The sequence below is a fragment of the Actinomadura rugatobispora genome, assembly GCF_042656285.1.
Taxonomy (GTDB): domain Bacteria; phylum Actinomycetota; class Actinomycetes; order Streptosporangiales; family Streptosporangiaceae; genus Spirillospora; species Spirillospora rugatobispora.
The window spans coordinates 60,794-85,402 of record NZ_JBHSON010000017.1 but is presented as its reverse complement, the minus strand read 5'-3'; the positions used below and the strand labels follow the sequence as shown (position 1 = coordinate 85,402).

22 protein-coding genes are annotated in these 24,609 nt (G+C 73.7%); 13 read left to right on the top strand and 9 right to left on the bottom strand.

Going from position 1 to position 24,609, the window contains the following annotated elements; genetic code table 11:
- Nucleotides 1–26 precede the first annotated feature (26 nt).
- The gene (locus ACFPZN_RS14645) at nt 27–1,247 is read right to left on the bottom strand and encodes an RNA-guided endonuclease InsQ/TnpB family protein (protein WP_378282478.1); all 1,221 of its coding nucleotides are present in this window, start codon (nt 1,245–1,247) and stop codon (nt 27–29) included.
- 282 nt (nt 1,248–1,529) lie between these two features.
- Between ACFPZN_RS14645 and ACFPZN_RS14640 the strand changes: the two genes are divergently transcribed.
- The gene (locus ACFPZN_RS14640) at nt 1,530–1,823 is read left to right on the top strand and encodes a hypothetical protein (protein WP_378282477.1); all 294 of its coding nucleotides are present in this window, start codon (nt 1,530–1,532) and stop codon (nt 1,821–1,823) included.
- A 16-nt stretch (nt 1,824–1,839) separates the two neighbouring features.
- Here the strand turns inward: ACFPZN_RS14640 and ACFPZN_RS14635 are convergent, their stop codons facing one another.
- Nucleotides 1,840–3,132, bottom strand: coding sequence for a sigma factor-like helix-turn-helix DNA-binding protein (locus ACFPZN_RS14635; RefSeq protein ID WP_378282476.1), 1,293 nt, complete (start codon nt 3,130–3,132; stop codon nt 1,840–1,842).
- Nucleotides 3,133–3,394: 262 nt separating this feature from the next.
- On the opposite strand from ACFPZN_RS14635, the gene egtA reads away from it, so the two are divergent.
- The 4 genes from egtA to egtD are packed head-to-tail and all read left to right on the top strand — an operon-like array spanning nt 3,395 to nt 7,812.
- Nucleotides 3,395–4,660, top strand: a complete 1,266-nt coding sequence (egtA, locus tag ACFPZN_RS14630) for an ergothioneine biosynthesis glutamate--cysteine ligase EgtA (RefSeq protein WP_378282475.1) — start codon at nt 3,395–3,397, stop codon at nt 4,658–4,660.
- Nucleotides 4,657–6,021: an ergothioneine biosynthesis protein EgtB gene (gene egtB / locus ACFPZN_RS14625; RefSeq protein WP_378282527.1), complete on the top strand. Its 1,365-nt coding sequence runs from the start codon at nt 4,657–4,659 to the stop codon at nt 6,019–6,021. The genes egtA and egtB overlap by 4 nt, the downstream gene beginning before the upstream one ends.
- Complete coding sequence (egtC, locus tag ACFPZN_RS14620) at nt 6,021–6,833, top strand: ergothioneine biosynthesis protein EgtC (RefSeq protein ID WP_378282474.1); 813 nt, start codon at nt 6,021–6,023, stop codon at nt 6,831–6,833. The genes egtB and egtC overlap by 1 nt, the downstream gene beginning before the upstream one ends.
- Before the next feature lie 25 nt (nt 6,834–6,858).
- Nucleotides 6,859–7,812, top strand: coding sequence for an L-histidine N(alpha)-methyltransferase (egtD, locus tag ACFPZN_RS14615; protein ID WP_378282473.1), 954 nt, complete (start codon nt 6,859–6,861; stop codon nt 7,810–7,812).
- Between the two features lie 4 nt (nt 7,813–7,816).
- On the opposite strand, the gene ACFPZN_RS14610 is transcribed toward egtD, so the two are convergent.
- Nucleotides 7,817–8,569, bottom strand: a complete 753-nt coding sequence (locus ACFPZN_RS14610; RefSeq protein WP_378282472.1) for an SGNH/GDSL hydrolase family protein — start codon at nt 8,567–8,569, stop codon at nt 7,817–7,819.
- Nucleotides 8,570–8,853: 284 nt separating this feature from the next.
- On the opposite strand from ACFPZN_RS14610, the gene ACFPZN_RS14605 reads away from it, so the two are divergent.
- Nucleotides 8,854–9,978, top strand: coding sequence for an acyltransferase family protein (locus ACFPZN_RS14605; protein ID WP_378282471.1), 1,125 nt, complete (start codon nt 8,854–8,856; stop codon nt 9,976–9,978).
- A gap of 204 nt (nt 9,979–10,182) precedes the next feature.
- On the opposite strand, the gene ACFPZN_RS14600 is transcribed toward ACFPZN_RS14605, so the two are convergent.
- Both ACFPZN_RS14600 and ACFPZN_RS14595 read right to left on the bottom strand, forming a co-directional pair.
- Complete coding sequence (locus tag ACFPZN_RS14600) at nt 10,183–10,704, bottom strand: cysteine dioxygenase (protein ID WP_378282470.1); 522 nt, start codon at nt 10,702–10,704, stop codon at nt 10,183–10,185.
- A complete protein-coding gene (locus ACFPZN_RS14595) occupies nt 10,694–11,605 on the bottom strand; it encodes an amidohydrolase family protein (protein ID WP_378282469.1) in 912 nt (303 codons plus the stop codon). The genes ACFPZN_RS14600 and ACFPZN_RS14595 overlap by 11 nt, the downstream gene beginning before the upstream one ends.
- A 114-nt stretch (nt 11,606–11,719) precedes the next feature.
- Between ACFPZN_RS14595 and ACFPZN_RS14590 the strand changes: the two genes are divergently transcribed.
- Complete coding sequence (locus ACFPZN_RS14590; protein WP_378282468.1) at nt 11,720–12,721, top strand: LacI family DNA-binding transcriptional regulator; 1,002 nt, start codon at nt 11,720–11,722, stop codon at nt 12,719–12,721.
- Nucleotides 12,722–12,727: 6 nt separating this feature from the next.
- Here ACFPZN_RS14590 and ACFPZN_RS14585 read toward each other — a convergent pair whose 3' ends face one another.
- From ACFPZN_RS14585 to ACFPZN_RS14575, 3 genes are read right to left on the bottom strand one after another with little or no spacing between them, the layout of a single operon-like run.
- A complete protein-coding gene (locus ACFPZN_RS14585; protein WP_378282467.1) occupies nt 12,728–14,185 on the bottom strand; it encodes an aromatic amino acid ammonia-lyase in 1,458 nt (485 codons plus the stop codon).
- Nucleotides 14,186–14,243: 58 nt separating this feature from the next.
- Nucleotides 14,244–15,755 (bottom strand): HAL/PAL/TAL family ammonia-lyase, encoded by a 1,512-nt coding sequence (locus ACFPZN_RS14580; protein ID WP_378282466.1) that lies wholly within the window; start codon nt 15,753–15,755, stop codon nt 14,244–14,246.
- A gap of 8 nt (nt 15,756–15,763) precedes the next feature.
- Entirely contained in the window at nt 15,764–16,765 is a 1,002-nt protein-coding gene (locus ACFPZN_RS14575) for an ornithine cyclodeaminase family protein (RefSeq protein ID WP_378282465.1), read from the bottom strand.
- 182 nt (nt 16,766–16,947) lie between these two features.
- On the opposite strand from ACFPZN_RS14575, the gene ACFPZN_RS14570 reads away from it, so the two are divergent.
- The 4 genes from ACFPZN_RS14570 to ACFPZN_RS14555 all read left to right on the top strand — a co-directional run bounded on the left by ACFPZN_RS14570 (nt 16,948) and on the right by ACFPZN_RS14555 (nt 20,404).
- Nucleotides 16,948–18,033: an ABC transporter ATP-binding protein gene (locus tag ACFPZN_RS14570; RefSeq protein WP_378282464.1), complete on the top strand. Its 1,086-nt coding sequence runs from the start codon at nt 16,948–16,950 to the stop codon at nt 18,031–18,033.
- Nucleotides 18,030–18,704, top strand: a complete 675-nt coding sequence (locus ACFPZN_RS14565) for an ABC transporter permease (RefSeq protein WP_378282463.1) — start codon at nt 18,030–18,032, stop codon at nt 18,702–18,704. The genes ACFPZN_RS14570 and ACFPZN_RS14565 overlap by 4 nt, the downstream gene beginning before the upstream one ends.
- Nucleotides 18,705–18,777: 73 nt before the next feature.
- Nucleotides 18,778–19,467 carry an ABC transporter permease gene (locus tag ACFPZN_RS14560; protein ID WP_378282462.1) on the top strand — a complete coding sequence of 230 codons (690 nt, stop codon included), beginning with the start codon at nt 18,778–18,780 and terminating at the stop codon, nt 19,465–19,467.
- Nucleotides 19,468–19,480: 13 nt separating this feature from the next.
- Complete coding sequence (locus ACFPZN_RS14555) at nt 19,481–20,404, top strand: ABC transporter substrate-binding protein (RefSeq protein ID WP_378282461.1); 924 nt, start codon at nt 19,481–19,483, stop codon at nt 20,402–20,404.
- A 22-nt stretch (nt 20,405–20,426) separates the two neighbouring features.
- Here the strand turns inward: ACFPZN_RS14555 and ACFPZN_RS14550 are convergent, their stop codons facing one another.
- A complete protein-coding gene (locus ACFPZN_RS14550) occupies nt 20,427–21,188 on the bottom strand; it encodes an IclR family transcriptional regulator (RefSeq protein WP_378282460.1) in 762 nt (253 codons plus the stop codon).
- Between the two features lie 93 nt (nt 21,189–21,281).
- Here ACFPZN_RS14550 and hutH point away from each other — a divergent pair, with 93 nt between their 5' ends.
- Both hutH and hutU read left to right on the top strand, forming a co-directional pair.
- Nucleotides 21,282–22,826, top strand: a complete 1,545-nt coding sequence (gene hutH / locus ACFPZN_RS14545; protein WP_378282459.1) for a histidine ammonia-lyase — start codon at nt 21,282–21,284, stop codon at nt 22,824–22,826.
- Between the two features lie 12 nt (nt 22,827–22,838).
- On the top strand, nt 22,839–24,572 hold the full coding sequence (gene hutU, locus ACFPZN_RS14540) for a urocanate hydratase (RefSeq protein WP_378282458.1): 1,734 nt from the start codon (nt 22,839–22,841) through the stop codon (nt 24,570–24,572).
- Nucleotides 24,573–24,609 lie beyond the last annotated feature (37 nt).

The window sequence follows — 24,609 nt, the reverse complement described above, 5'->3', positions numbered from 1 at the left end:
AACGAGGGGGATTCCAACCCGTGGCCTCAGGAGAGGAGGACAGGTTGAGGTTCGCGGTTCGTCCGCTCCGGTACCCCGGGGCGTCCCCGCGCAGCGACGGCCGGTCCGGCCGCCGTGCCCGCGAGCGTGCAGAGGAGTCTGGTCTCGTGGGCGATGTTGCGTGCCGCGTTCACGTCGGCGTTGCAGGCGAAGCCGCAGGACCGGCACCGGAAACGCGCTTGGCTCTCACGCGCCTGCGGGTCGATGGTCCTGCACGCCGAGCAGCGCTGCGAGGTGTACGCGGGATCGATCTTGTACACGCGGCCGGGCGCCTTGTGCTCCAGCCGCTCGACCAGCATGGCCCATCCGCTGGCCAGGATGCCCCGGTTCAACCCGGCCTTGGCGGCGACGTTGCGTCCTGGCCGCTGGAGGGTGCCTTTGGCGGAGCGGGTCATGCCTCGGATGTTGAGGTCCTCGACGCCGATCGCGTCGAACTGGCGGGCCAGCGTGGTGGAGGTCTGCTCGACCCAGTTCTTGCGGCGGTCGGTTTGGCGGGCTTTGAGCCGGGCGAGCGCGGCCTTGAGCCTTGCGCGGCGGCGGGAGCCGCGCCGGGCGCGCCCCAGCTTGCGGGCCAGCAACTTCCGGCGCCGCGTCTCCCCGGGTATGAGGCCGGGGACCTTGAGCAGGGCCCCGGTGGACAGGGCGGCGCTGACGGTGACGCCCCGGTCCACCCCGATCACGGTTCCTTCGCCGGGGCCGGGGACCGGGGGCGGGACGTGCGCGAACGCCACATGCCAGCGCCCGGCCCGATCACGGGTCACCCGGTAGGACTTCACACCTGGGGGTACCGGCCGCGACAGGCGGAACCGCACCCACCCGCACTTGGGCACCAGCACCGCACCCCACCTGCGCGACAACCGCTCGACCTGGTGGGGTTTGACGCCGACCTGCCGGAACCCCTCATGGACGCCTTGCTTGCGCCAGGTGGGGCGGCGGTGGGTGCCGGCGAAGAAGTTGCCCATCGCCTGCGCGAAGTCACGCAGCGCCTGCTGCTGCACGGTCTGCGACCCGGCCTGCAACCAGTCGAATTCGGCGCGGGCCGCGGTGAGCTGCCGGGACTGCTCGTTGTAGCCGGGTGCCCTGCCCCGGTGCGGGGACCAGAAGCTGTGTTGCTCGACGGCGAGGTTCCACACGTACCGGGCGTGCGCGCAATGCCCGAGCAAGGCGGTGTGCTGCTCGGGCGTGGGGTCCATGCGGTAACGCGGCACGGGGCGAGCCTAGCGTGCACGCTCGAACACAGGGGCGAAACGTGCTGCCTCGTGCCTGCTCAACCAACACTCGCCCCCGGAGCAAGTCTCCTTCCCCTGCCTTGCTCCCCCGGGGGGCCGATTCCTCCCCGGCCTCAAGTCAAGGCCGGGGTTTCCTCGGAGGTCATTTGATGATGGGCAAGCACAGCAAGCCGCCCACGCGCACATGCCCCGGCTGCAAGGGTTCGGGCGTCCACAGAGGCCAGACCTGCGGTGTCTGCCGGGGCGAAGGAATGATCTGACGTGACGACGTATCCTCCGGACGGCTGCACGTTCGAGGTCATCTACACCCTCGGGCGGCGGGGGATGGGGCGGGAGTCGTTTCCCGACGTGTACGCCCTGGGACGCTGGTTCAAGGAGATGGAACGGCGCGGGGCGCTGGCCCCCGAGGAGTTCAGCACCCCCGACGAGGACGGCCGCAACGGCTACCGCATCGTCTGCGTGACCGACAGCGAGCGCGTCGCCATCAGCTACTTCCACCCGCGCCTGGTCATGGGGCGGATCGAGGGCGCCGCCCACGCGGCCGCCGCCGAGTAGGGGCGACCGCCGGTCGTCAGCCGGTGGTCGTCGGGCTGGGAGCCGGGTTCGAGGTCGGGCTCGGGCCCGGCTCGGGGCCCTCGTCCGGCGGCGGGTCCGACGGGGGCTGGGACGGGTCGGGCGGGTCCGACGGGGCCGGCGAGTCCGGGGGCGTGGACGGCTCCTCGGGAGCGTCCGGGCCGGTCGGGGACGGGTCCTGCGGTGCGGGCGAGTCCTGCGGCGGCGCCGTCGTCTCGTCGGGCTTCGAGGTCTCGGGCTTGGAGGGCGCGGGGGCGGCGGGCGCGGCACCCGTGCCGCCGCCTGAGCCGGTTCCCTGCGGGGCGGTCGAGGTGGGTCGCTGGTCCTGGGTCGCCGGGCTGGGCTCCGGGGCGGTGCCCTTGCGGTTGCCGCGCTCCGGGGTCGCGCCGCCGGAGCCGGTGAGGAGCCCGGTCGGCTCGGCCGTCCCGGTCGGGCTGTTCCCGGCGGACGGCGCGATCGCGCCGACGCCGTCGCTCTTGGCCGACGGCCACGAGACCAGCAGGCCGACGGCCGCCGCCACCGACGCGGCCATGCCCGCCATGGCGCCGGCACCCCTGATCCCCTTGCGGCGGCCGGCGCGGTCGCGGCCCGTGCGGCCGCGGCCCGGGGGCGCGGCCACCTCGGACCCGATCACCACCAGCGGGCTGGGCGAGGTGATCTCGGTGAGCGGGCGGGTGGCGGTGGCGTCGCACGCCTCCAGGACCCGGTCGCGCAGCCAGGACGGCGGCCGGGCGGGCGCCCGGCGGGCCAGCAGGTGCGGCAGCCGGCCCTTCTCGAACGCGGTGATGACGTCCCGGTGGTCCCCGGGGGCGCCGCGCATGAGCTGGTCCACCACGGCGCGCTCCAGCCGGGTCCGCGCGGCGTGCAGCAGCCCGCGGGCGGTGTCGGGCGCGATGCCGAGGACCCGGGCGATGTCGGGCACCTCCAGCCACTCGCCGGCGTCCAGCAGCAGCGCCTCGCGGTGGTCGGGGCGCAGCGCGCCGACGGCGCGCAGCAGCGGGTCGGCGGCGACCGGCCGGCCGGTGAGTCCGGGCGCGGCGGCGGGGGCGGGACCGGAAACGGCGCCGAAGACGGGCCGGATCGTCCCGGCGAAGGCGTCGCGCTCGGCGCACGCCGATCGTGACAGTGCGTAGAGCCAGAGGACGATGTCGCCGCGCGGCGGGTGCCGTACCGCCGCGACGAAGGCGTCCTGGACCGCGTCCGCCGCGCCCTCGTCACCGAGCAGTGACCAGCAGTGAGCCAGCAGGCGATCGGCGTGCGCGTCGTAGAGGGTTCCCAGGTCCCCGCGCATGTGTCCTCCGTCGTGTGCCGATCCGGGCGTCGTCCGCGGCCGAACGGACCGGTCGGGAGGGGGACTCTAGCGCACGGGGGTTAAGTCTGAGAAGTCCGTGACTGTCCGGGCGTGTCGGGTCTTACGGAGAGTAATGATTCATCTCACGTATGCCAGGTTCACTGAGATTTCCGGAAGATTCTGGTGATCGGTTGATTGGTGATGCGGTTCAGCCGGGAAGGTCTCGAACTCGCCATCGGAATATCGGAGTGAGGGGGAGTTCATGGCCGGACTCACCGTCGACGAGGTCTACCGGTACATCCGCGGGGTCTGCTTCAAGAACGGCCCGCCCGGCACCGTGGGAGCGGAGACCGAGTGGTTCGTCCTCGACGCCGCCGCCCCCGGCGCCACCGTGCCGGCCGCGCGGCCGCAGGCCCTGCTGGAGGCGGCGGGACCGCTTCCGCACGACTCCAAGATCACCTACGAGCCGGGCGGGCAGCTCGAGCTCAGTTCGCTCCCGTTCCCGGGGCCGGCCCGGCTGCACCGTGCGCTGGCCGCCGACCTGGACCATGTCCGCGCCGCGCTGGCCGGGGGAGGGCTCGTCCTGGCCGGGCACGGCGTCGACCCCGTGCGGCCGCCGCACTTCCAGGCCGAGCATCCCCGCTACCGGTCCATGCGCAGCTACTTCGACTCCGGCGGGTTCGCCGACGCCGGGGCGGCCATGATGTGCTCGACCGCCTCGGTCCAGGTGTGCCTGGACATCGGCGCCGACGCCGCCGACGCCGCCCGGCGGTGGCGGCTCGCGCACGCGCTCGGCCCCGTCCTGGTCTCGGCGTTCGCCAACTCGCCGCTGCGCGGAGGGCGCCGCACCGGGCTGCGCTCGACGCGGCAGGCGGTCTGGACGGCGCTGGACCCCTGCAGGACGCTTCCGGTCCACGCCGTGCCTGGACCGGGCGCCTCCGACGGGGAGGACCCCTGGGAGTCCTGGACGCGCTACGCCCTGGACGCCCGCGTGATGGCGCTGCGCACCGAGGCGGGCGACTGGGTGGCCGATCCCGGCATGACCTTCGGGGAGTGGGTGGCCGAAGGCGAGCCGGGGCTGGAGGATCTCGGCTACCACCTGTCCACCCTGTTCCCGCCGGTCAGACCGCGCGGCTGGCTCGAACTGCGCATGATCGACGCGCTGCCCGACCCGTACTGGCCGGTCCCGGTCGCGGTCGCCGCCGCGCTCCTGGACGACCCGCGGGCCTCGGCGGAGGCGGAGGCCGCCACCGAACCGGTCGCCTCCCTCTGGGAGGAGGCCGCGCGCTGCGGGCCCGACAGCCCCGCGCTGGCCGAGGCCGCGCGGCAGTGCTTCGCCGCCGCGCTGGAGGCGCTGCCGAGGATGGGCGCCGCCGAGCTCGTCCCGGTGGTGGAGGAGTACGCCCGGCGGTACGTGGACCGGGGCCGCTGCCCCGCCGACGACTTCCCGACCGACTTCGCTAGCCCGGGGGCGGAGGCAGAGTGTGACCTGCCCGAGGAGACGGAGAGACTGACATGGCCGCGATGAGCGCCCCCGGATCGCCGGGCGGGCTGAGAGCGGCGCCGGGCTCGCTGGACGAGCCCGCGCTGAAGGAGCTGATCGCCGCCGAGCTGGGCGCGGTCCGGGACCGCAGCCTGGGCCTGACCACCGGGGCCCTGGACGCCGCCGAGCTGACCGCGCAGGTGTCGCCGCTGATGTCCCCGCTGGTCTGGGACCTGGCGCACGTCGGCAACTACGAGGAGCTGTGGCTGCTGAGGGCCGCCGCCGGAGTGGAGGCGATGCGGCCGGAGATCGACGACCTGTACGACGCGTTCGAGCACCCCCGCGCGGAACGGCCGCGCCTGCCGCTGCTCCAGCCCGAGGAGGCACGCGCCTACATCGCGACGGTCCGTTCCAAGGTGCTGGACTCTTTGGACTCGGTCCGCTTCGACAAGGGCGACCCCCTCACCAGGGGCGGGTTCGTGTACGGGATGGTCGTCCAGCACGAGCACATGCACGACGAGACCATGCTCGCCACGCACCAGCTCCGCAAAGGGGCCCCGGCCCTGCTCGACCCGCCCGGCGCCTTGCTGGACGCCCACGCCCCTGGCGCGGCCGGCGAAGTCCTCATCGAGGCGGGCCCCTTCGAGATGGGCACCTCGGACGACCCCTGGGCCTACGACAACGAGCGTCCGGGCCACATCGTGGACCTGCCCGCCTACTACATCGACACCGAGCCGGTGACCAACGCCGACTACATCGCGTTCATCGAGGCGGGCGGGTACGACGACCCGCGCCACTGGCATCCCAAGGGATGGGAGTGGCGCTCCGAGAGCGGCAAGCGCGCGCCCGGGTTCTGGTCGCGCGACGGGGGCGGGCCGTGGCTGCGGCGGCGCTTCGGCCGTACCGAGCCGCTCCCGCTCGACGAGCCGGTGCAGCACGTGTGCTGGTACGAGGCGGACGCCTACGCGCGGTGGGCGGGCAAGCGCCTCCCCACCGAAGCCGAGTGGGAGAAGGCCGCGCGCTGGGACCCGGCCGCGGGCCGCTCCCGCCGCTACCCGTGGGGCGACGTGTACGAGGAGGGCCGCGCCAACCTCGGGCAGCGACTGCTGCGTCCCGCCGAGGCCGGGTCGTACGAGTCGGGGGCGTCCGCGTACGGGGTGCGCCGCCTCGTGGGGGACGTCTGGGAATGGACGTCCTCCGACTTCCACGGCTACCCGGGCTTCCGGTCGTTCCCCTACAAGGAGTACTCGGAGGTGTTCTTCGGGCCCGACTACAAGGTGCTGAGGGGCGGTTCCTGGGCGACCCACCCGCTGGCCGTGCGCGGCACGTTCCGCAACTGGGACTACCCCATCCGGCGGCAGATCTTCGCCGGCTTCCGCTGCGCCCGCACCGCCGGGGCCGCCTGATGTGCCGTCACCTCGGATACCTGGGGCCGGCCCGCACGCTCGCCTCCCTCATCTACGAGGGGGAGTACTCGCTGGAGCACCAGTCGTACGCGCCCCGCATGACCCAGGGCAACCTCCTCAACGCCGACGGGTTCGGCGCGGGCTGGTACCACGGGGACGGCGGCCGCGCGGTGCGGTTCCGGCGGGCGCAGCCGATCTGGGCCGACCCCTCGTTCCGCGAGATCGCCGAGGTCACCGAGACCACCTGCGCGGTCGCGGCGATCCGCTCCGCCACCGTCGGGTTCCCGGTGGACGAGTCGTGCGCCCAGCCGTTCCGCGCCGCCGCCGGCGGGCGGGGCCGCTTCTTCAGCCACAACGGGAAGATCGAGGGGTTCGCGGGGATCGAGGGCAAGCTGCGCGAGCTGGCCGGGGACGTCGCCGCCGTCCCCGACGCGCGGGCGCCGGTCGACTCGGCCCTGCTGTTCGCCCTGGCCGCGCGGCTGTGGCGGGACGGCCGCACGCTCGGCGACGGCCTCGCCGAGACCGTCCGCGAGGCCGCGGCCCTGTCGCCCGGCCGCTACAACCTGCTCGCCGCCGACGGCACGGCGCTGGCCGCCACCACCTGGGGCGACTCGCTGTTCGTCCGGGAGCGCGGCCACACCGCCTGGCGGGTCGAGCAGGCCACCGGGGCGCCGGTGAAGGACCGGCCCCGGCTCCGGGAGGTGTGGATCTCCTCCGAGCCGCTCGACGACGACCCCGGTTGGCGGCCCGTGCCCGAACGCTCGCTCGTCACCGCAGACCTGGCGTCCGGCGTGCACGTCACCCCGCTGTGACGCCGTCCCTACCGAAGGAGGCTCCGTGGACCGGTTCCTGACCGCCGACGACCTTGCCAAGACGCTCCGCCAGGACGTACGGGAGGGCCTGGAGGCCACCCCGAAGACCCTGCCGCCCAAATGGTTCTACGACGAACGGGGCAGCGAACTCTTCGAGGAGATCACCAGGCTGGAGGAGTACTACCCGACCCGCCGCGAACGCGAGATCCTCATCGCCCGCGCCCCGGAGATCGCCGCCGCCACCGGCGCCCGGACGCTGCTGGAGCTGGGCGCCGGATCGGGCGAGAAGACCCGGCTCCTCCTGAACGCCCTGAACGGCACGCTGCGCTCGTACGTGCCGGTGGACGTCAGCGGCGACTTCCTGGAGGAGGCGGCGGCCCGGATCGCCGCCGACCATCCCGGACTGGAGGTGCGGACCGTCGTCGCCGACTACGAGCAGCACCTGCACCTGCTGCCCGCGGGCGAGCGGCGGCTGGTGGCCTTCCTCGGCGGCACGATCGGCAACATGCCGCCCGCCGACCGCCTCGGCTTCCTGACCGGGCTGCGCGCCACGATGGGCCCCGGGGACGCGCTGCTGCTGGGCGCCGACCTGGTCAAGGACGAGGCACGGCTGGTCGCCGCCTACGACGACGCGGCCGGGATCACCGCCGAGTTCAACCGCAACGTGCTGCACGTGATCAACCGTGAGCTGGACGCCGGCTTCGACCCGTCGGCCTTCGAGCACGTGGCCGTGTGGAAGGAGGCAGAGGAGTGGATCGAGATGCGGCTCCGCTCCACCCGCGACCAGACCGTCCGGATCGGCGGCCTGGACCTGGAGATCGCGTTCGCGGCGGGCGAGGAGATGCGCACCGAGATCTCCGCCAAGTTCCGCCGGGACCGCCTGGAGGCCGAACTCGGCAGGGCCGGCCTGGCACTGGCCGGATTCTGGACCGACGAGTCGGGCGACTTCTCCCTCAGCCTCGCCCGCCCCGCCGCCTAGCCGGTCACGACTGCGCGGGGTGCGCCAGCCCCAGCCGCTTGAGGCTCTCGACCAGGCGGGTCGCCAGGTAACGGTGGCCCTCCTGGTTGGGATGCGTCCCGTCCCGCTGGATGAGCCGCGCGGCGTTGCCGGTGCCGTGCGCGCGGTTCCCGGTGATCCACTGCTCGGCGATCGGATCGATGAACGGCATCCCGAGCTGCTGGGCCACCTGGCGCAGCGCGTCCCGCACCGCCAGCGCCCCCTGCGGCGGGGACTGGTTGCCCCAGATCGGCCCGAGCACCGCGATCCGCGAGTCGGGCCACCGCCCGCGGGCCCGTTCGAGCAACTCGTGCGCCGCCGCGCCCACCTCCTGCGGCGGGTACGACCAGTCGTTGTGGCCACCCGAGACGATCAGCAGATCGGGCGCGGGCCGCCAGCCGAGCTGGCTCTCGTACAGCGTGCCGAACGTCCGCCGCACATGGCTGCCCGCGATGAACCCGGTACCGCCCTGCCCCGCCAGGACGGGCTGCCACCCCAGCAACCGCGCGGTCGCGGCCGCGTAGGTGTACTCGGGGAAGCTGCCGCGCTCGCCGACCGTGTAACTGTCGCCCAGGAACATCACCAGGGGCGTGGACGAGGCGACGGGACTGGTGCTGGCCGCCGCCGGACTGGAGTTCTGCGCCGGCTCGTCGCCGAACGCGCCGCACCCGGTGGCCGGGAAGGAGGCGAGGCACAGCGCAAGGAGCGCCGCGCCGCGACGGGCGCGGCGAGAGGTCATGGGGGGACCACCGGTCTTCCGTGAGGAGGGGTGTCGTCCCGATTTTAGAAGAATCCGTGGCCGCGTGCGCACACTACGTTTCATTGTGGGGGGACGACCCCGCCTGCCCGTCCCTCCACTCCGCCGGCGTTCCGCTCCGGGCCGGACAGTTGCGGCGGTCGCTCCTCCGCTGAACCTGTGCTCATACCCTCTTGTCGCTCGGGCATGCGTCCTACACCTGGCGTTCACCGGGGGCTCATTCCGGGGTCCCTGGTCGGCCACCCGGTGACGCGAGGGTCTCGCGGGTGACACGACACGACCGCCGCCTGCGCGAACTGGATCTGCTGCGCTTCCTGGCGGCCATGGCGGTGGTGCTCTTCCACTTCACCGGGTTCAAGGGCGCCGGGCCGTGGCCGGAGCCCTCGCTGGAGCTGTTCCCGGGGGCGGGGGCGATCACCCGGTACGGGTACCTGGGCGTCGACCTGTTCTTCATGATCAGCGGGTTCGTGATCCTGATGAGCGCGTGGGGGCGCAGCCCGGGCGAGTTCGGGATCTCCCGGGTGGTGCGGCTGATGCCCGCCTACTGGGCCGGGGTGCTGATCGGGCTGGTCATCTACCTCGGGTTCCGGCTGGGCAACGGGGTGCCGGGCCTGGTGCTGCCCAACCTGTCGATGCTGCAGGCGGGGCTCGGGCTGAAGAACATCGACGCGGTGTTCTGGACGCTCTGGGTGGAACTGCACTTCTACGTGCTGATCGGCGCGCTGGCCGCGATCAGGATCACCTACCGCAGCTGCCTGGTGTTCATGGCGGTCTGGACGCTCGCCGGAGTGTTCGCCGACGAGGCTGGCAACAAGTTCCTCCAGGTCATGCTGATGCCGACGTGGAGCCCGTACTTCGTTGCGGGCATGGCGCTGTTCCTGATGTACAAGTTCGGTCCGACGCTGCTGCTGTGGGGGTACGTCGGCGTGTCCTGGCTGCTGGCCGTGCACTGGAGCGCGTGGCGGACCGGGCACGTGTTCACGACGGCGAACGAGAACGTGGTCGCGGTGGCCGTCACGCTCATCTTCGCGGTGATGATCCTGGTGGCGACCGGGCGGCTGCGGTGGCTGCGCTGGAAGGGCCTGACGGTGCTCGGGGCGCTGACCTACCCGCTGTACCTGACGCATTCGCAGGTCGCGCTGCCGCTGCTGAAGCACGTCTACCCGGGCCTGAACCGCTATGCCGCCCTGGTGCTGGTCATCGCGGTGTCGCTGGCGGTGGCGTACGCGGTGTACCGCCTGGTGGAGAAGCCGGGGCAGGCGTGGATGCGGGCCAGGCTGCGCGAGTCGCTGATTCCGATCCGCGGCGGCGACGGGCGGGAGGAGACCGCGGCGGTGGTTCCGCAGCCGCGGGCCGCGGACGAGACGAAGGCGGAACTCGTCCGGCCCTGACCCTGCCGCGTGCGGCCCGGGGGCGGCACGCCATGATCGTGTGGTGGTGGCGTGCGTGCCCGGGCCGGTGCGGAGGCGCGGGCGCGCCCGTCCCCAGAAAAATCGGCAGACGGTGTGACGTTCATGGAGCGGCCGGCGCTGTCATGAGTAGAGGGCGGGCCAGTCCGGTCAGAGCGGGGATCGGGCGGCGCGCCCTCCCCAATTTCAGCCGGGGTCCAGGGGACGCAGCTCGTCGGCGTAGCTGACCGAGGTGCGGCGCATGAGGCCGTCCTCGGCGATGGTGTACTGCCCGAGCCGCCACAGCGGGGGCGAGTAGGCGTGGAGGGACACGCTGGTGTCGGCCGCGCCCACGAGCCTGTGGATGTGGTCGGGGCCGAAGCAGAACGAGGTGTTCTCCGGCACGAGTGTCTTGATGTGGAGCCCGCCTATGCGCGGGTTGCACTCCTCCAGTGAACCGGCCACGACCCGTACGGCCCCGGAGGAGATGTCGTGGTCGTGCCAGCCGGTGTCGTTCTGCGGGGTCCAGCACAGCAGCCACACGTCGACGTACTCGTCCCGGTGGAGCGAGGCGTAGTGGCGGCGGTCGGAGGAGAAGCGGACGTGCTGCCGCCACAGTTCGGGCTGTTCGGCCAAGGCGTCGACGAGTGCGCGCAGTTCGTGCTTGCCGAGGGCTCGGGCGGGCAGGCCCTTCCAAACCGTCCGACGTGCCTCCGCCTCAGCCTGCATGGGGTCGCTCCTCTCTCTTCAGAAGGCGGTGGGGGTTGGTCACGCGGAAGGCGTGATGGGCGGCCTCACCCAGGGCCAGGTCGCGGGGGGCCGCATAGGGCCGGTCCGTGCCGTGGACGATCACGTCGACGCCCAGGGCCCGTACGGCGGAGTCCGCCGCGCGGGGTCCGTAGGAGGACGTCTCCACGAACGCGTCCGGATCGACCGTGCCGCGCCCTCCGCCACGGGCGGCGAGGCGTTCGCCGTGCAGGGGAGCGAGCCCGGCGAGCATGGCGAAGCACACCCTGAGCCGGGGATGGCGCGGGCGGCCGTGGGCGCGGAAGGCGAACCAGGCGGCGTGCATCTGCTGGACGTAGGGCACCAGCGCCGCCCACCACGCGGGCGCTCCGGAGGAGGCCGGGGCCGGGCCGGGGTGGACGAAGAGGGGCAGGTCCCGCTCTTGGAGGAGGTCGAGGAGCGGGGCGCAGCGGTCGTAGCCGTCCGCGTCGGCGAGGGCGGTGGCGGGCAGTTGCAGGCCCGCGACGGGCAGGTCGAGGGCGCGGGCGGTGGCGTCCGCGTCGATCTTCCGCACGCAGGTGGAGGCCCACGCGCCGAACGGCTCGGGCAGTGCGGCGGCGCCCTCGTGGTAGGCGTCCAGAAGCGGCCACGCCTCGCCGGGAGGCAGCCATTCGGCGCCGAGCGGCGTGGAGAGGGAGACCAGGGCGAGGCCGAGCCCGTCCGCGCGGGCCAGGCCGGCGCGGAGGGCGGGGTCGTGGTCGGCCGGATCGACCTCGTAGGGCGGTTCGCCGTCCAGGTGGAGTGTCCAGCCGTCCAGGAAGGGCGGGGTGCGCCGGGCGCGGAGCGCCTCGATCAGCGGGGCGCCCCACAGGTGCTGGTGGACGTCCACGGGCCCCCTGCTCACAGTGCTCCCCATCCTACTGAACCGCATCAGTTAACCGCTTCAGTGAACCGGTTCAGAAGACATCCCGTCAAGTCGTTCCCCGTTCTGTCGCACCGGCCGTCTAGGGTTGGGTGCGTGCCAGAGCGGCGCAAGCGCGCGACCATCCGCGAGGTGGCGCAGGCGACGGGGCTGTCGCCTGCGGCCGTGTCGTACGCGCTGCGCGGGATCCAGACCTCCGAGGAGACCCAGGAGCGGGTCCGCGCCGCCGCCGACGAGCTCGGCTACGAGGCCCATCCGATCGCCCGCGCGCTGGCCAGCGGGCGCTCCGGCATGGTCGGCCTGCTGTGCGGCTCGCTGGAGGACTACTGGCAGCAGTCCCTGGCGGTGGGGATCAGCCGGTCGCTGCTCGCCCGCGACCGCTACGCCCTGATCGTCGACGCCTTCAACGATCCCGCCCGGGAGCTGTCCCTGGCCCGCCAGCTGCGCGACCAGCGGGTCGACGGCCTCATCGTGCAGCCCCTCGACCCGTCCGCGCCGCTGTGGGCCGAGCTGTCGGAGGCGCTCCCGGTGGTCTCCATCGGCGACGCGCTGCACGGCGGGCGCTCCCAGGGCGAGGTGGTCTTCGACAACCGGCGCGGCGTCACGCTCGCGCTGGAGCACCTGCGCGAGCTCGGCCACCGGCGCGTCACGGTGTTCACCCCGACCCTGGCCAGCACCCCGGACCGCCCCGCCGACGTGCACGTCAACGCCGAGGCGGTCCGGCTCGGCCTGGACGTCGAGGTGGTCGTGGCGCCCCAGTCGCTGGCCGAGGCCACCGAGGTCGCGGTCGAGAGCCTGCGCGGCCCCGCCCGCCCCTCGGCGGTCTTCTGCTTCTCCGACTCCATCGCCTACGGCGTCTACGCGGCGACCCGCACCCTGGGCCTGGCCGTCCCCGGCGACGTGGCGGTCTGCGGCTACGACAGCCATCCGATGTCGGCCCTGCTCAGCCCGCCGCTCACCACGGTCGACTGGGACATCGACGGCATCGTGCACTCGGCCGTCCGGCTGGTCGTCGACGTCATCGACGGCAAGCCGCGCAAGCGCCGCGTCGTCCGCGAGCCGTCCCTGCGCGTCCGCGAGTCCACCACCGGCCGCTGACCCGGGTCAGGGGAGGAGGCGGGCCAGGGTGGGGAGGAGGTCGGCGGCGACCGCGATGTCGGTGTCCAGCGGGCGGTCGTCCACCCGCGGGTCCAGCGCCTCGGCGGCCACGCCGTAGGCCGACCGCAGCGGGCCGCCCGCCGGGGGCCGGCCCTGCGTCCGCAGCGCCCGGACGGCCGCGACCAGCTCGCAGCCCAGTGCGATCCGGTACGCGCCCAGCGCCTCGGTGGTGGCGCGGGCCGACTGGGTGGAGAACCCGGCGTGCTCCTCCACGCCGCGCGACAGCACCGCGCTGCCCAGCGCCGCCGGGGTCGCCAGGCGGCGGACGTCGGCGAGCGCCGAGTGCGCCACGTACTCCAGGATCATGATCCCCGACGACGCCTCGGTCGCGCCCTGGAACGGGTAGAGCCCGGTGAACGACGGCTCCGACAGCGTGCCGAGCCGGGCCGCCGACAGCGCCATCGTCTGGAAGAGCGCGGCGCGGGCGGCGTCCAGGGCCAGGCCCGCATAGGCGGTGTGGAAGTTGCCGTTGTGCCAGACGGCGCGGCCCGCCACGTCCACCAGCGGGTTCTCCGCCGCCGCGTTGATCTCCCTGCCGACCACGTCGGCGGCGTAGCCGCCGGCCTCCAGCGCGGGCCCGTGCACCTGCGGGAACGCGCGGTAGCCGTAGGGGTCCTGGATCCGCATCGGGGCCGGCTTCTCGAAGGCCAGCAGCGTCCGCATCGCGGTGGCGACCTCCTGCTGCCCGGGGTGGGGGCACGCCTCGTGCACGGCCGGCGCGTACGGCTCCTCCGAGCCGCGCACGGCGTGCAGCGACAGCGCCGCCACGACGGTCGAGGCCGACAGCAGCGTGCGCAGGTCGGTGACGGCCAGCGCCGACTCCCCGAGCGTGGCGGCGTTGGAGCTGATGAAGGCCAGCGCGTCGGCCGAGCGCAGCCTGAAACCGGGGCCGCGGTGGGGGGCTCCGTCGGGTGCGGGGAGCCAGTGGCGCTCGCCGAGCAGGCACAGCGCGGTCGAGGCCAGCGCGGTCAGGTCGCCGGTGCCGATCGCCCCGTACACCGGGACGGGCGGGAGCAGGCCCAGGTTGAGCACGTCGGCCAGCACGGCCAGCACGCCCGGGTCGACGCCGGAGCCGCCCGCGGCGAGCTGGTTGAGCCGCACGACCAGCATGGCCCGGACGATCTCGGGCGCCACCAGCGGCCCGGCGCCCGCAGCGTGGCTGCGCAGCAGCCGCAGCCCGTGCGCGTCGGCGTCCTCCCACTCCACGCCCACCTCGCGGTTGGCGCCGACCCCGGTGGTGCGGCCGTACACCGGCTGCTCGGCGGCGACCTCGCGGGCCGTCCGCCAGGCCGCGCGGGCCCGTGCCACGCCCTCGGGGGAGACGGCGACCGGCACCTCCTCCCGGGCGGCGCGGGCGACCTGCGCGCAGGTCAGCGCGGTACCGTCGACGACGATGGTCCTCACCCGGCCCACGCTAGTGACCGGCCTCCGGCCGCCGCCGTACGGCGGAAGCGGAGATGTCTCACATGCGAGACATCTCCGCGAGCGTCCGCCTGACCTCGGGGTCGCCGAGGATCTCGGCCGCCACCCGTTCGACATCGCCCCCGGAGGGCCGGTCGTCGTCCAGCCGCGGGACGGCCCGTCGGATCGCCGCGTGCAGGAACGCGGGTCCCCGCCCGAGGACGCCGGGCGACTCCCCGTCCCGGACCAGGTCGACCGCCTGGGCCGCGGCCACCGCCTCGACCGCGATCAGGCGCTCCAGCAGGCCGAGGACGCGGTCCAGCCGCCTGGCCCCGAGGGAGGCGTTGGTGGAGTCGTCCTCGACCATCTCCGCGCCGTACCGGGGATCGGTGCTCACCGGCGCGGACAGCGCCCGGATCTCGGTGACGAGCGCCTGCGCGGTCTTGGCCAGCGGCGCCAGCCCGGAGCGCTCCGGCCCGTGGGGGGACAGGTTCGCCGGCAGCCCGCTGAGCGAGGGCGTCAGGAGCCGCTGCATGCGCGCCGCCGACACCGCCGCCAGCTGGGTCAGCGCCAGGGCCAGGGTGTCGAACGCCAGCGCGAGCGCCGGGGTGTGGAAGTTCCCGGTCGAGAGGATCTCGTCGGCCACGACGAGCGGGTTGTCGCCGCTGCCGTTGAGCTCGGGCTCCAGCGCGGCCCGTGCGAAGTCGAGCGCGGCGTGCACCGAGCCGTGCACCTGGGCGGCGCAGCGCAGGCTGACCGGGTCCTGGACGCGCCGCGCCCGTCCGGCCAGGTCACCGCCGTCGAGCAGCGCGAGCAGCTCCTGTGCCGCCGCGGCCTGCCCCGGCGCGGGGCGGGCGGCCTGGACGCGCGGGTCGAGCACCCCGACGTTGGCCCGGAAGCCCTCGAAGGTGAGCGCGGTCACGGCCTGGGCGAAGGTGAGGGCGGCCGCCGCGTCGTGGACGACCAGCGCGCCGTGCCCGGCGGCGACCGGGCTCGCGCCGCACAGCACGAGGCCGTCCTTGGGCCCGAGCCGCGCCGGGGCCAGACCGGCCCGGCGCAGCGCCTCGGCGCCGTCGAGGACCTCCCCGTCCAGTTCGGCCAGGCCCTCCCCGATCACCACGAGCCCGATGTGCGCGGACTGGCACAGGTCGGCCGACCCGATCGACCCCACCTCCGGCACCACCGGGGTCACGCCCGCGTTCAGCAGGTCCACCAGCAGCCGGGCCACGGCGGGCTGGACGCCGCTGCCGCCGCCCGCGACGCCGTTGACCCGGGCCAGGACGGCGGCGCGCACCACCCCGGCGGGCAGCGGCGCGCCGACGGCGTTGGCGCGGCCCCGGACCGTCCGGACGCTGAACTCGGCCAGCTCCTCGCGCGGCAGCGCGTAGGTCGACCGGCTGCCGAGCCCGGTGGTGACGCCGTAGGCGGGGACCTGCCGGTCGACGGCGCCGTCGACGACGGCGCGGTCGCGCTCCAGGCGGGCGGGCACGTCCGGGGCCAGCGCCACCCGGGCCCCGCCCCGCGCGACCGCAGCCACGTCTTCGCAGGTCAGGGTGCGTCCATCGACGATCACCTGGCCCGTCATGCGTACCGCAGCCGCTGGCCCAGGCCGAGCGCCGCGGCCTTCTCGAGCATGGCGGCGCCGAGCGCGATGTCCGACAGCGACAGCCCCCGGTGCCAGAACAGGGTGGTCTCCGCGTCGTCCTCGCGGCCCGGCCTCGTCCCGGCGACGATCTCGCCGAGCTCGGCGTGCAGGGTGTCCTCGGTCAGCCGGCCCGACTCCACGTGGGCGCGCAGCGCGCCGAACCGGCCGGTGCGGCACTGCCCCCAGTCGTCCACCACGATCTTGTCCATGACGTCGGTCAGCGACAGCTCGACCGCGCTCATCGTGCCGTAGGGGATCACGCACGCGCCTGGAGCGATCCATTCCGTCTTCAGCAGGGGCTCCGGCTCGGGGAGCCGGGACGCCTCCACCACGATGTCTGCGCCCCGCACGCACGACTCCCAGTCGCCGGTCACCGTCACCGGCTTGCCGAGGTCGCGCTCCAGCCGCTCGGCGAACGCGGTCCGGCTCTCGGGGCGCCGCGAGTGCACCCGGATCTCCTCGAACCCGAAGATCCGGTCGAGCAGCCGGACGTTCCAGTACGCCGTGCCGCGCGCCCCGATGTGCCCGAGCACCTTCGACCCGGGACGGGCCAGGTGCCGGGCGCCCAGCGCGGTCACCGCCCCGGTGCGCATCTCGGTGATCGCCGTGGCGTCCAGGATCGCCACCGGCATCCCGGTGCGCGGGTCGAACAGGTTGAGCAGCGCCATCTCCGACGGCAGGCCCAGCTTGTAGTTGTCGACGTAGTCGCCGACGACCTTCACCCCGGCCACGCCCAGCGGCGCGACGTAGCCGCGCAGGACGTTGAAGTGGCCGCGGAACGCCGGGTCGGGCTCCAGGTGGACGCGCGGCTCGATCACGGTCTCGCCCCGGCCCTGCGCGCGCAGCCCCGCCTCGACCGCGTCCAGGATCTCCGCGTCGCCGAGGGCGAGGCGTTCGACGTCCGTGCCGTTGAGGAAGGTGAGCCAGACGGGTTCCATGGCGTCCAATTCAGGCTAATGCGGTCAGTATTATCGGGTTCTCATGGTCACATTCCGGGCACTACATCGTTCTCGACGGCGGGTACGGTCCTGTGACGAACCGCCCGACGTGCGACCATACCGACATTCGATTCCGACATTCGATACAGAAGCGGCGACGATCGCCGCCGGGAGGTGAGTCGTTGATCACCTTTGACGGCGTCTCCAAAAGGTACCCCGACGGCACCGTCGCCCTCGACGAGGTCAGCCTGGAGTGCGAGACGGGCCGGATCACGGTCTTCGTCGGCACCTCCGGGGGCGGCAAGACCACGGCGCTGCGCACCATCAACCGGATGGTCGACCCGACCGCCGGCCGGGTGCTGATCGACGGCGCGGACGTGCGCGACCGGCCGCCCGCCGAGCTGCGCCGCGGCATCGGCTACGTGATCCAGCACGCCGGGCTGTTCCCGCACCGCACCATCGTCGACAACATCGCCACCGTCCCCTACCTGCTGGGCTGGGACAAGAAGAAGGCGCGGGCCCGCGCGCTCGACCTGATGGAGCGGGTCGGGCTCGACACCGGCATGGCCAGGCGCTACCCCTTCCAGCTGTCCGGCGGCCAGCAGCAGCGGGTCGGCGTGGCGCGGGCGCTGGCCGCCGACCCGCCGATCATGCTGATGGACGAGCCGTTCAGCGCGGTCGACCCGGTGGTCCGCGCCGAGCTGCAGGACGAGTTCCTCCGGCTCCAGGCCGAGCTGGAGAAGACGATCGTCTTCGTCACCCACGACATCGACGAGGCGATCCGGCTGGGCGACAAGATCGCGGTGTTCCGCACCGGCGGCAAGCTGGTGCAGTTCGACACCCCCGAGCACCTGCTGGCGCACCCGGCCGACGACTTCGTGGCCGAGTTCATCGGCCAGAACCGCGGCATCCGGAGCCTGTCCTTCGCCAGGGCGGCCGACCTGCGGCTGCGCGACGACGTCGTCGTCAAGGAGACCGCCGCCGGCGTGGACGCCGCCGACTCCGAATGGGTGCTGGTGGTCGACGCCGACCGGCGCCCGCTGGGCTGGGCGCGCACCGCGGAGATCACCGGCACGCCGGGGGAGGCGCCGCTGTCCCCGGTCGGCGGCACCTTCGACGTCGCCACCGACACTGTGCGCGGCGCCCTGGACGCGGCGGTGCTGTCCCCGGCCGGGCTCGCGGTCGGGCTCGGCCCCGACGGCGCGGTCGCCGGCGTGGCCGGCGGCGCCGACCTGCTCGCGGTGCCCACCCACGGCGGCACCGGATGACCGCCCTGGCCGCCGACGGCGAGCCGCTGATCCGGTGGTCCTGGATCGGCGACAACGCCGCCGAGCTGGCCGAGTACACCGGGGTCCACCTGCGGCTGGCGCTGCTGCCCGTGCTGTTCGGGCTGGTCATCGCGGTGCCGCTGGGGGTGGCGTGCCGCCGCTGGGGCTGGCTCTACCCGCCCGCCCTCACCGCGACCAACGTGCTGTACGCGATCCCGTCGCTGGCACTGTTCATGATCTTCGTCCAGTACACCGGGCTGACCGGCAGCACGGTGATGATCCCGCTCACCCTCTACACGCTGGCGGTGCTGCTGCCCAACGTCGTGGACGGGCTCGCGGCCGTCCCCGAGCCGGTCCGGCAGGCGGCCACCGCGATGGGCTTCGGCACGCTGCGCCGGCTCGTCCGGGTGGAGCTGCCCATCGCCGTCCCGGTCGTGATCGCCGGCGTCCGGGTGGCGGCCGTCTCCTCCATCAGCCTGGTCGCGGTCGGCCAGCTGATCGGCCAGGGCGGCCTCGGCTACTACATCACCCGCGGCATGCAGCTGGACTTCCCGACCCAGATCATCGTCGCGATCGTCCTGATCGTGCTGCTGGCCCTGGTGACGGACGCGCTGCTGGTGCTGCTGCAGCGGCTGCTCACCCCGTGGCAGCGGGCGCGAGGGGCGTCATGACCGAGCGGAGCGAGGGAATGATCGCGGTTCTTGCCGGGGGGTGTGGGGGGTCGCCCCCCACAAGGAGGCACGCATGAACGGGCTCTGGAACCAGATCACGCTGGTCGCGGACTGGCTGAGCTCCTCCGCCCAGTGGCGGGGCGACGACGGCATCCCGAACCGGCTGGCCGAGCACCTCACCTACAGCGGCCTGTCGCTGCTGTTCGCCGCCCTGATCGGGCTGGCGCTCGGGCTCCTGGTCGGGCACACCGGGCGCGGCGCGTTCGGGGTGGCGAGCCTGGCCAACCTGGCCCGCGCCATCCCCACCTTCGGCCTGGTGGTGCTGATCGTCACGCTCGTCGGGATCCAGGTCACCCCGGTCGTGGTCGCGCTGGTCGCGCTGGCGGTCCCGCCGATCCTGGTCAACACCTTCGAGGGCGTCCGCGGCGTGGAGGCCGACGCGAAGGACGCCGCGCGGGGCATGGGCATGACCGGCTGGGGGGTGCTGTGGCGGGTCGAGGTCCCGATGGCCCTCCCGCTGATCCTGCTGGGGCTGCGCACCGCCGCCATCCAGGTGGTGGCCACCGCGACCGTCGCGGCCTACCCCGGCCTGGGCGGCCTCGGCCGCTACATCGTCGACGGCCTGTCCCGCAACGACTACGAGATGGTCATCGGCGGCTCGGTCGTCGTCGTGTCGCTGGCCCTCCTCGTCCAGGCCCTGTTCACCGCGCTCCGGCGCCTGATCGTCTCGCCCGGACTGCTGGGCCGGGCGCCCTCCTCCTGAGAGAAGGAACCACATGACTCGCACACTCCGCGGCGTCGTCGTGTCGCTGGCCGTTGCCCTGAGCCTCGCCGCCTGCGGCGGGGGAGGGGGTGACGGCGACCCGCTGTCGGGCGACACCGGCGGCGGTGGCGGCGTCACCGTCGGCTCGGCCAACTTCGTCGAGAGCTCGCTGCTCGCCGAGATCTACGCGCAGGCGCTGGAGGCCAAGAACATCAAGGTCACCCGCAAGTTCGACATCGGGGCCCGCGAGGTCTACTACGACCAGGTCGTCAAGGGCGGGCTGAGCGTCGTCCCCGAGTACAACGGCGCGCTGCTGGCCACCTCGGTCGACAAGAACAGCAAGGCCACCACCCCGGACCAGATCAACGCCGAGCTGAAGGCCAAGCTGCCGCAGTCGGTGGAGATCCTGAACTCGGCGCAGGCCGAGGACAAGGACTCGATCACGGTCACCAAGGCCACCTCGCAGAAGCACAACCTCACCTCGCTGGACCAGCTCAAGAACGTCGCCGGGCAGATGACGCTGGCCGCCGGCTCGGAGTTCAAGACCCGCCAGCAGGGCGCCGTCGGGCTGGAGTCGGTCTACGGGGTGAAGTTCAAGAAGTTCCAGTCGGTGGACGCCGGCGCGCAGAGCACGGTGGTCAAGCTGCTCAAGGACGGCGACATCCAGGCCGCCAACCTCTACACCACCGACCCGTCCATCGCGGCGGAGGGCTTCGTCGTCCTGCAGGACCCCAAGAACCTGTTCGCCTCGCAGAACGTCACGCCGCTGATCTACAAGTCCGCGGTGAACGCCACCGGCCGCGAGGCGCTGAACGCGATCTCGGCCAAGCTGACGACGCAGGACCTGCTGGACATGATGAAGCGGGTCTCGATCGACAAGGCCGACCAGGAGACGGTCGCCAAGGACTGGCTCAAGAAGGCCGGTCTCGTCTCCTGATCCCGACCGGGGACTCCTCGCCTCATGAGGGCGGGCGTCCGCCGAGCCGTGCCGTGAGCTCGGCCGCGGACGCCCGCACCACCCCGGCGAGGTCCGGCCAGGTCTCCTCCGGACGGGTCTCCCGCCGGAACGTCACCGTGATCGCCGCCGTGGGGTGCCCGGTGTGGTCGAACGAGCAGGCCGCGATGCTGGCCAGCCCCTCGGTGATGTAGCCGTCCTCGGTCGACCAGCCGCGCCGGGCGTCCTCGGCCAGGCCGCGGCGCAGTTCGCGCAGCGAGCCCGGCCCGTGCCCCGTGCGGTCCACGAACGGCCCCGGGAACAGCGCCCTGACCTGCGCGGGCGGCAGGTGCGCCAGCATCGAGCGGCCGCTGGCGGTGAGCTGGGCGGGCATCCGCACGCCGACGTCCGTCACGAGGGTGGCGTGCCGGGGCGGCTGCTCCTTCAGCAGGTAGAGGGTCTCGGCGCCGTGCAGGACGCCCAGCTGCGCGATGTCGCCGACCCGGTCGACCAGGCGGCGCAGCAGCGGGCGGGCGAGCCGTTCGAGGGGGCCGTGCCGCAGGTAGGCCGAGCCGATCTCGAACGCCGCGACGCCCAGGCCCCACCGCCGCTCCTCCGGGACGTACGCGACGAAGCCGTCCTCGGCCATCGCGGACAGCAGGTGGTAGGTGCTGGAGCGCGGCAGCCCCAGCTCCCGCGCGATCGCCGAGGCGGGCAGCGGCCCGGCGGCGCCCGCCAGCAGCCGGAGCACCGCCAGCGCCCGCTTCGCGGCCGGTACCTGTCCCATCCGCCCATTGTCTCGCATGTGAGACACAATGCCGCCGCGCGGGCTCCTCCGCGCGGGCCGCCTGCCGTTCCAATGGTGGGTATGCAGAACGGCATGGGGGAAGCACTCGTCGAGGTCGGCCCGGAACCGCCGTCCTTCGACCAGGTCGTGGCGGTCGCACGGGACGGCGCCCGCGTCGCGCTGACCGACGAGGCGCTCAAACTGATCGCCGGGTCGCGGGCGCACATCGAGGAGCTGGCGTCGCGGCCCACGCCCGTCTACGGGGTGTCCACCGGCTTCGGCGCCCTGGCCACCCGGCACATCGCGCCGGAACTGCGCGCGCAACTGCAGCTGAACATCGTCCGATCGCACGCCGCCGGATCAGGGCCGGAGGTGGAGCGGGAGGTCGTGCGGGCGCTGATGCTGCTGCGGCTGCGGACCCTCGCCACCGGCCGCACCGGCGTCCAGCAGGCCACCGCGCGCACCCTGGCCGCGCTGCTCAACGCGGGCATCACCCCGGTCGTCCACGAACACGGCAGCCTCGGCTGCTCGGGCGACCTCGCCCCGCTGGCGCACGTGGCCCTCGCGCTCATCGGCGAGGGGAACGTGCGCGACGCCGCCGGTGAGCTTCGGCCCGCCGCCGAGGCGCTCGCCGCCGCCGGGATCGCCCCGGTCACCCTCGGCGCCAAGGAGGGCCTCGCGCTGCTCAACGGCACCGACGGCATGCTCGGCATGCTGGTGCTGGCCATGCACGACCTGCGCCGCCTGCTCACCAACGCCGACCTGGCCGCCGCGATGACCGTCGAGGCCCTGCTGGGCACCGACCGCGTCTTCGCCGCCGACCTCCAGGAGCTGCGCCCGCACCCCGGGCAGGGCGTCTCGGCCGCCAACCTGCGGGCGCTGCTGGCCGACTCGGAGATCATGAAGTCGCATCGCGGGCCGGACTGCACCCGCGTCCAGGACGCCTACTCGCTGCGCTGCGCCCCGCAGGTGAACGGCGCGGCCCGCGACACCCTCGCGCACGCCGAACTGGTCGCCTCCCGCGAGCTGGCCTCGGCCATCGACAACCCCGTGGTGCTGCCCGACGGACGGGTCGAGTCCAACGGCAACTTCCACGGCGCCCCCCTCGCCTACGTGCTGGACTTCCTGGCGATCCCGGTCGCCGACGTGGCCTCCATGGCGGAGCGCCGCACCGACCGGATGCTCGACCGGGCCCGCTCGGGCGGGCTCCCGGCGTTCCTGGCCGACGACCCCGGCGTCGACTCCGGCCACATGATCGCCCAGTACACCCAGGCCGCGATCGTGTCCGAGCTCAAGCGGCTCGCGGTGCCCGCCTCCGCCGACTCCATCCCCAGCTCGGCGATGCAGGAGGACCACGTCTCGATGGGCTGGAACGCCGCCCGCAAGCTGCGCCGGGCGGTGGACGGGCTCGCGCAGGTCGTCGGGATCGAGATCCTCACCGCCGCGCGGGCCCTGGACCTGCGCCGCCCGCTGCGTCCCGGGCCCGCCACCGCGGCCGTCGTCGCCGCGCTGCGCGAGCACGTCCCCGGCCCCGGGCCGGACCGCCATCTCGCCCCCGAGATCGCCGCCGCCACCACACTCGTCCGCGGCGGCGGCCTCGTCGCGGCCGCCGAGGCCGTCACCGGCCGCCTCTCCTAAGGAGCTCTCGACATGTCCGGTCCCAGACCCGAGTCATTGTGGGGGGACGACCCCCCACACCCCCCGGCAAGAACGCACGACCGCCCTTCGGGCGCTCGGCCGGTCGTGCAGGCGCCGCGCGGCACGAAGCCGTCCAACGCCAAGGGGTGGCCGCAGGAGGCCGCCCTGCGCATGCTCATGAACAACCTCGACCCGGAGGTCGCCGAGCACCCCGACGAGCTGGTCGTCTACGGCGGCTCAGGGAAGGCGGCCCGCGACTGGGCGTCCTTCGACGCGATCGTCCGGTCGCTGCAGGGACTGGAGGGGGACGAGACGCTGCTCGTCCAGTCCGGCAAGCCGGTCGGGATCTTCCGCACGCACGAGTGGGCGCCGCGGGTGCTCATCGCCAACTCCAACCTGGTCCCGCAGTGGGCGACCTGGGAGGAGTTCCGGCGGCTGGAGTCGCTCGGGCTGACGATGTTCGGGCAGATGACCGCCGGATCGTGGATCTACATCGGCACGCAGGGCATCCTGCAGGGCACCTACGAGACGTTCGCCGCCGTCGCCGCCAAGCGTTTCGGGGGGAGCCTGGCCGGGACGATCACGCTGACCGCCGGGCTCGGCGGGATGGGCGGCGCCCAGCCCCTGGCCGTCACCATGAACGGCGGCGTCGCGATCTGCGTGGAGTGCGACCCGTCCCGCATCGAGCGCCGCGTCGCGCACCGCTACTGCGACCGCAGGGCGGAGTCGCTGGACGAGGCGCTCCGCCTCGCCGAGGAGGCCGCGGCCGAACGGCGCCCCCTCTCCGTCGCCGTGCTCGGCAACGCCGCCGACCTCGTCCCCGAGCTGCTGCGCCGCGGCGCCCCGATCGACATCGTCACCGACCAGACCAGCGCCCACGACCCGCTGATGTACCTGCCGCGCGGGGTGGCGTTCGAGGACTGGGCCGCCGAGCGCGACAAGGACCCCGAGGGCTTCGTCTCCAAGGCGCGCGAGTCGATGGCCGCGCACGTGGAGGCGATGGTCGGCTTCCGGGACGCGGGCGCCGAGGTGTTCGACTACGGCAACTCCATCCGCGGCGAGGCGCGGCTGGCCGGGTACGACCGGGCGTTCGCGTTCCCGGGGTTCGTGCCCGCCTACATCCGGCCGCTGTTCTGCGAGGGCAAGGGCCCGTTCCGGTGGGCCGCGCTGTCCGGCGACCCCAGGGACATCCACCGCACCGACCGGGCGATCCTCGACCTGTTCCCCGACAACGAGCCGCTCAGCCGGTGGATCAGGATGGCGGGGGAGAAGGTGCGCTTCCAGGGGCTGCCGTCCCGGATCTGCTGGCTCGGGTACGGCGAGCGCGACAAGGCCGGGGCGCTGTTCAACGACCTGGTGGCCCGCGGCGAGATCAGCGCGCCGCTCGCCCTGGGCCGCGACCACCTCGACACCGGCTCGGTCGCGTCCCCGTATCGGGAGACCGAGGGCATGGCCGACGGCTCGGACGCGATCGCCGACTGGCCGTTGCTGAACGCCATGCTCAACACCTCCTCCGGTGCCACCTGGGTGTCGATCCACCACGGCGGGGGCGTGGGCATCGGCCGTTCGATCCACGCGGGGCAGGTGTGCGTCGCCGACGGCACGCCCCTGGCCGCCCAGAAGCTGGAGCGCGTCCTGACCAACGACCCGGGGTCGGGCGTGATGCGGCACGTGGACGCGGGCTACGACCGCGCCGCCGAGGTCGCCGCCGAGCGCGGCGTCCGCATCCCCATGCAGGAGTTGTGAGCGAGCCGGAGGGGCGCGGTGCCGCCTGGACTGACGA

Coding starts and splice junctions, on each gene's coding strand:
- ACFPZN_RS14635 (WP_378282476.1), bottom strand. CDS start 3,132: ATGCGCGGGGACCTGGGAACCCTCTACGACGCGCACGCCGATCGCCTG.
- egtA (WP_378282475.1), top strand. CDS start 3,395: ATGGCCGGACTCACCGTCGACGAGGTCTACCGGTACATCCGCGGGGTC.
- egtB (WP_378282527.1), top strand. CDS start 4,657: ATGAGCGCCCCCGGATCGCCGGGCGGGCTGAGAGCGGCGCCGGGCTCG.
- egtC (WP_378282474.1), top strand. CDS start 6,021: ATGTGCCGTCACCTCGGATACCTGGGGCCGGCCCGCACGCTCGCCTCC.
- ACFPZN_RS14610 (WP_378282472.1), bottom strand. CDS start 8,569: ATGACCTCTCGCCGCGCCCGTCGCGGCGCGGCGCTCCTTGCGCTGTGC.
- ACFPZN_RS14600 (WP_378282470.1), bottom strand. CDS start 10,704: ATGCAGGCTGAGGCGGAGGCACGTCGGACGGTTTGGAAGGGCCTGCCC.
- ACFPZN_RS14575 (WP_378282465.1), bottom strand. CDS start 16,765: ATGGAACCCGTCTGGCTCACCTTCCTCAACGGCACGGACGTCGAACGC.
- ACFPZN_RS14565 (WP_378282463.1), top strand. CDS start 18,030: ATGACCGCCCTGGCCGCCGACGGCGAGCCGCTGATCCGGTGGTCCTGG.
- ACFPZN_RS14560 (WP_378282462.1), top strand. CDS start 18,778: ATGAACGGGCTCTGGAACCAGATCACGCTGGTCGCGGACTGGCTGAGC.
- ACFPZN_RS14555 (WP_378282461.1), top strand. CDS start 19,481: ATGACTCGCACACTCCGCGGCGTCGTCGTGTCGCTGGCCGTTGCCCTG.
- ACFPZN_RS14550 (WP_378282460.1), bottom strand. CDS start 21,188: ATGGGACAGGTACCGGCCGCGAAGCGGGCGCTGGCGGTGCTCCGGCTG.
- hutH (WP_378282459.1), top strand. CDS start 21,282: ATGGGGGAAGCACTCGTCGAGGTCGGCCCGGAACCGCCGTCCTTCGAC.
- hutU (WP_378282458.1), top strand. CDS start 22,839: ATGTCCGGTCCCAGACCCGAGTCATTGTGGGGGGACGACCCCCCACAC.